At 55.8% G+C, this 4,522-nt stretch carries 8 protein-coding genes and 1 pseudogene; all 9 read right to left on the reverse strand.

From position 1 onward, the window contains the following. A partial coding sequence (gene rpsC / locus ACKWJN_RS15850; RefSeq protein WP_408598518.1) for a 30S ribosomal protein S3 occupies positions 1-797 on the reverse strand: 797 nt, incomplete at its 3' end. A 16-nt stretch (positions 798-813) separates the two neighbouring features. After that, entirely contained in the window at positions 814-1,143 is a 330-nt protein-coding gene (gene rplV, locus ACKWJN_RS15855) for a 50S ribosomal protein L22 (RefSeq protein WP_408598520.1), read from the reverse strand. A 9-nt stretch (positions 1,144-1,152) separates the two neighbouring features. Continuing rightward, complete coding sequence (rpsS, locus tag ACKWJN_RS15860; protein ID WP_408598522.1) at positions 1,153-1,431, reverse strand: 30S ribosomal protein S19; 279 nt, start codon at positions 1,429-1,431, stop codon at positions 1,153-1,155. Positions 1,432-1,441: 10 nt separating this feature from the next. Next, positions 1,442-2,266 carry a 50S ribosomal protein L2 gene (gene rplB / locus ACKWJN_RS15865; protein ID WP_408598524.1) on the reverse strand — a complete coding sequence of 275 codons (825 nt, stop codon included), beginning with the start codon at positions 2,264-2,266 and terminating at the stop codon, positions 1,442-1,444. Between the two features lie 2 nt (positions 2,267-2,268). After that, positions 2,269-2,595, reverse strand: a complete 327-nt coding sequence (gene rplW, locus ACKWJN_RS15870; protein WP_100147410.1) for a 50S ribosomal protein L23 — start codon at positions 2,593-2,595, stop codon at positions 2,269-2,271. Continuing rightward, positions 2,592-3,212 (reverse strand): 50S ribosomal protein L4, encoded by a 621-nt coding sequence (gene rplD, locus ACKWJN_RS15875; protein ID WP_408598526.1) that lies wholly within the window; start codon positions 3,210-3,212, stop codon positions 2,592-2,594. The genes rplW and rplD overlap by 4 nt, the downstream gene beginning before the upstream one ends. Continuing rightward, positions 3,212-3,877 (reverse strand): 50S ribosomal protein L3, encoded by a 666-nt coding sequence (rplC, locus tag ACKWJN_RS15880; RefSeq protein ID WP_408598528.1) that lies wholly within the window; start codon positions 3,875-3,877, stop codon positions 3,212-3,214. The genes rplD and rplC overlap by 1 nt, the downstream gene beginning before the upstream one ends. A 184-nt stretch (positions 3,878-4,061) precedes the next feature. Then, complete coding sequence (gene rpsJ / locus ACKWJN_RS15885; RefSeq protein ID WP_019426908.1) at positions 4,062-4,376, reverse strand: 30S ribosomal protein S10; 315 nt, start codon at positions 4,374-4,376, stop codon at positions 4,062-4,064. A 13-nt stretch (positions 4,377-4,389) separates the two neighbouring features. Then, positions 4,390-4,522, reverse strand: a pseudogene (locus ACKWJN_RS15890) (elongation factor Tu); the annotation flags it as partial.

The raw sequence follows: 4,522 nt of genomic DNA on the forward strand, positions 1-4,522 counted from the left end.
TTGTCACTGCCATCGGCAGGTGCGGTATTGCCGCCAACGGGGCGACGGGCGCCACGCGGTGCGGGACGGTCAGACGCGGGGCGGGCACCGCCACGGTCGTCACGGCGCGGACCACGCGGACGGCGCTCTTCTTCGGAGCGGGGCTCAACGGCGGCCGGCAGGTCGTTACGACCCAGCGTGTCACCCTTGTAGACCCAGACCTTCACGCCGATCACACCGTAGGTGGTCTTGGCTTCAGACGTGCCGTAGTCGATGTCAGCGCGCAGAGTGTGCAAAGGCACGCGGCCTTCGCGGTACCACTCGGTACGTGCGATTTCGATACCGTTCAGACGACCGGCAGACATGATCTTGATGCCCAGGGCGCCCAAACGCATGGCGTTTTGCATGGCGCGCTTCATGGCACGGCGGAACATGATGCGTTTTTCGAGCTGCTGCGTGATGGAGTCAGCGATCAGCTTGGCATCGATTTCAGGCTTGCGCACTTCTTCGATGTTCACTGCCACAGGCACGCCGAGTTGCTTGCCCAGTTCGCGCTTCAGGTTTTCGATGTCTTCACCCTTCTTGCCGATCACCACGCCCGGACGGGACGAGAAGATCGTGATGCGAGCGTTCTTTGCAGGACGCTCGATCAGGATGCGCGACACCGAGGCGTTTTTCAACTTGGCCTTGAGGTACTCACGAACCTTGATGTCTTCAGCCAACATACCCGCGAAATCGCGGTTACTGGCATACCAACGAGAGGACCAGTTACGGCTCACCGAAAGCCGAAAACCGGTGGGGTGGATTTTTTGTCCCATATCTTCCAGGCCTTTATCAGTTACCGACCGTCACGTACACATGGCACGTGGGCTTGCGGATTTGGTTACCGCGACCTTTGGCGCGGGCGGTAAAGCGACGCAGCGAGGCACCTTGCTCGACGTAGATGGTTTTCACCTTCAACTCGTCGATATCTGCACCGTCATTGTGTTCGGCATTAGCGATGGCGGACTCCAACACTTTCTTGACGATGCCCGCAGCTTTTTTCTGCGTGAATGTCAAGATGTTGAGCGCATGATCAACTTTTTTGCCGCGAATCATGTCCGCAACCAAACGGCCTTTGTCAACCGAGAGTCGGACGCCCCGAAGGACTGCACGTGTTTCCATGGTGTTTCCTTATTTCTTCTGGACTTTTTTGTCCGCGGGGTGACCTTTGAAGGTGCGCGTCAAGGCGAATTCGCCCAGCTTGTGGCCCACCATCTGGTCGGTGATGTAAACAGGGACGTGTTGTTTGCCGTTGTGCACAGCAATGGTCAAGCCGATGAATTCGGGCAAAACCATGGAACGACGCGACCATGTTTTCACTGGTTTTTTGTCTTTGTTGGTAACAGCCTTGTCGACCTTAGCCACCAAGTGATGGTCAACAAACGGACCCTTTTTAAGAGAGCGAGTCATTTGTTACCCCTTACTTTTTGCGACGCGACACAATCATCACTTGTGTGCGTTTGTTGTTACGGGTACGGTAGCCTTTGGTCAGGTTACCCCACGGATCGACCGCATGACGGCCTTCACCGGTGCGACCTTCACCACCACCGTGTGGGTGGTCGACAGGGTTCATGGCGACACCACGCACGGTTGGGCGAATACCCATCCAGCGCTTGACACCGGCTTTACCCAGTTGGCGAAGGCTATGCTCTTCGTTGGCCACTTCACCAATGGTGGCGCGGCATTCGATGTGAATTTTGCGAACTTCGCCAGAGCGCATACGCACTTGAGCGTAAGTGCCTTCACGCGCCAACAAAGTTGCTGACGTGCCTGCCGAGCGGGCGATTTGCGCGCCTTTACCGACTTGCAATTCGATACAGTGAATGGTCGAGCCCACAGGAATGTTGCGAATGGGCAAGGTGTTGCCTGCACGGATCGGGGCTTCCGAACCGCTCATCAACGTTGCGCCAACTTCCAAACCACGTGGGGCAATGATGTAGCGACGCTCGCCGTCTGCGTAACACACCAAAGCGATGTGTGCCGTACGGTTAGGGTCGTATTCAATGCGTTCCACTTTGGCTGGGATGCCATCTTTGGTACGACAAAAGTCCACCACGCGGTAGTGGTGCTTGTGACCACCGCCTTTGTGACGGGTGGTGATGTGACCGTTGTTGTTACGGCCCGACTTTTGGTGCTGGGGTTCCAGCAACGGAGCGTAGGGCTCACCTTTGTGCAGGTGATCACGTGTCACCTTCACCACGCCACGTTGGCCTGGTGAGGTAGGTTTCATCTTGATGACTGCCATGATTAAGCGGCCTCCCCAGAGATGTTGAGTTCTTGACCGGCTTTGAGCGTGACATAGGCCTTGCGCACGTTGTCACGACGACCGATGGATTTGCCAAAACGCTTGGTTTTGCCTTTGGTGTTCACCACAGAAACGCCTTGCACTTCGACCTTGAACATCAGCTCAACAGCTGCTTTGATCTCGGGCTTGCTGGCGTCTTGCAGCACTTTGAACGTCACGGCATTGCTTTTTTCAGCAACCATGGTGGCCTTTTCAGACACCACAGGCGCGACCAGCACTTGCATCAAGCGACCTTCGTCAAACTTGGTTTTTTTGTGTCCGTGGCTCATGCGAACATCTCCTTGAGTTTGTCGATGGCAGCCTTGGTCACGAGCACCTTTTTGTAGTGCACCAGAGACAGCGGGTCTGCGTACCGAGGCTCGACCACCAGCACGTTAGGCAGGTTGCGCGAGGCCAAGTACAAGTTGTCATCAACTTCATCCGCAATCACCAGAACCGACTCAAGGTTCATCGCCTTGAATTTGGCAGCCAGCAATTTGGTTTTGGGGGCGTCAACTGTGAGCGAATCCACCACAGCCAGACGACCTTCGCGGGCCAACTGGGAAAAGATCGAGGCCATACCAGCGCGGTACATCTTCTTGTTGATCTTTTGGGTGAAGTTCTCTTCGGGGCTGTTCGGGAAAATCCGACCGCCGCCGCGCCACAGTGGCGAAGACGTCATACCAGCACGAGCGCGGCCCGTACCTTTTTGTTTGAACGGCTTCTTGGTAGAGTGCTTGACCTGCTCGCGGTCTTTTTGGGCACGGGTGCCTTGACGCGCATTGGCTTGGTAAGCAACCACAATCTGGTGAACCAGATCTTCGTTGTATTCACGACCGAACACGGTTTCTGGGGCGTCCACTTTGGACGCGGCCAAACCTTGTTCATTCAGGAGTTCGAGCTGCATCAGTTCGCTCCTTTCGCTTTGATGGCGGGACGCACAGTCACGAAGCCACCGGCTGAACCGGGGACAGCACCGCGGATCAACAACAGTTGGCGGGCTTCATCAATGCGAATCACGTCGAGGTTTTGAGTGGTCACGATGTCAGCGCCCAAGTGGCCCGACATGCGCTTGCCTGGGAACACGCGACCTGGGTCTTGCGCCATACCAATCGAGCCGGGAACGTTGTGCGAACGGCTGTTACCGTGCGAGGCGCGTTGCGACTTGAAATGGTGGCGCTTGATGGTGCCTGCGAAGCCTTTACCGATGGTCGTGCCTTGCACGTCCACCTTTTGGCCCACAGCAAACACATCAGTCACCGGCACAGTAGCGCCCATGGCGTACTTTGCAGCGGTGTCTGCGGACACTTGGAATTCCTGGATGATTTCTCCGGCTTCCACGCCTGCTTTCGCAAGGTGTCCAGCCATAGGCTTGGTCACGCGCGATGCTTTGCGCGAACCGAATGTGACCTGCAAGGCCACATAGCCGTCGTTTTCTTGGGTTTTCACCTGGGTCACGCGGTTGTTGGACACATCCAACACCGTGACAGGAACTGCGTCCCCATCATCAGTGAACAGACGCATCATGCCCACCTTGCGGCCCAGCAACCCTAAACGGATGCTTTGACTCATTGTTTTCTCCAAAACTCTCACCGTAGCCACTGCAATTGGCAGCTACGTTTGAATGTGAAAGACGGTTGATAAATCTCCGCACATCATGTGCGAAGCCCGCGAGTATATCGCGAAAGTCGCACCAAGAGCAACTACCCTTGAGTGCGACTGCTGGAGCAGGCCATGAGCCCGCTCCAAAGCTGCATTACTGCAACTTGATTTCTACGTCCACACCTGCCGGCAAGTCGAGCTTCATCAAGGCGTCTACGGTTTTATCCGTTGGATCCACGATGTCCATCAGGCGTTGGTGTGTGCGAATTTCGAGCTGGTCGCGGCTGGTCTTGTTGACGTGCGGCGAACGCAAAATGTCAAAGCGCTTCATGCGGGTTGGCAAAGGCACTGGGCCTTTGACAATCGCGCCAGTGCGCTTGGCAGTGTCAACAATTTCTGCAGCAGATTGGTCGATCAGTTTGTAATCAAATGCCTTGAGGCGGATGCGGATTTTTTGCTTTGAGGACATGGTGATTCCTCAATCAAGCAATGATCTTAGCAACCACGCCGGCACCCACAGTCTTACCACCTTCGCGGATGGCAAAGCGCAAGCCTTCTTCCATCGCAATCGGGTGGATCAACTTCACCGTGATCGACACGTTGTCACCAGGCATC

Origin of the sequence: Limnohabitans sp., assembly GCF_046052825.1 — a bacterium.
GTDB lineage: Bacteria > Pseudomonadota > Gammaproteobacteria > Burkholderiales > Burkholderiaceae_C > Limnohabitans.

Bases quoted from the DNA above. Each gene is read 5' to 3' on its own strand.
- rpsS (WP_408598522.1), bottom strand. From the start codon at position 1,431: ATGACTCGCTCTCTTAAAAAGGGTCCGTTTGTTGACCATCACTTGGTG.
- rplW (WP_100147410.1), bottom strand. From the start codon at position 2,595: ATGAGCCACGGACACAAAAAAACCAAGTTTGACGAAGGTCGCTTGATG.
- rpsJ (WP_019426908.1), bottom strand. From the start codon at position 4,376: ATGTCCTCAAAGCAAAAAATCCGCATCCGCCTCAAGGCATTTGATTAC.
- rplC (WP_408598528.1), bottom strand. From the start codon at position 3,877: ATGAGTCAAAGCATCCGTTTAGGGTTGCTGGGCCGCAAGGTGGGCATG.
- rplD (WP_408598526.1), bottom strand. From the start codon at position 3,212: ATGCAGCTCGAACTCCTGAATGAACAAGGTTTGGCCGCGTCCAAAGTG.
- rplB (WP_408598524.1), bottom strand. From the start codon at position 2,266: ATGGCAGTCATCAAGATGAAACCTACCTCACCAGGCCAACGTGGCGTG.
- rplV (WP_408598520.1), bottom strand. From the start codon at position 1,143: ATGGAAACACGTGCAGTCCTTCGGGGCGTCCGACTCTCGGTTGACAAA.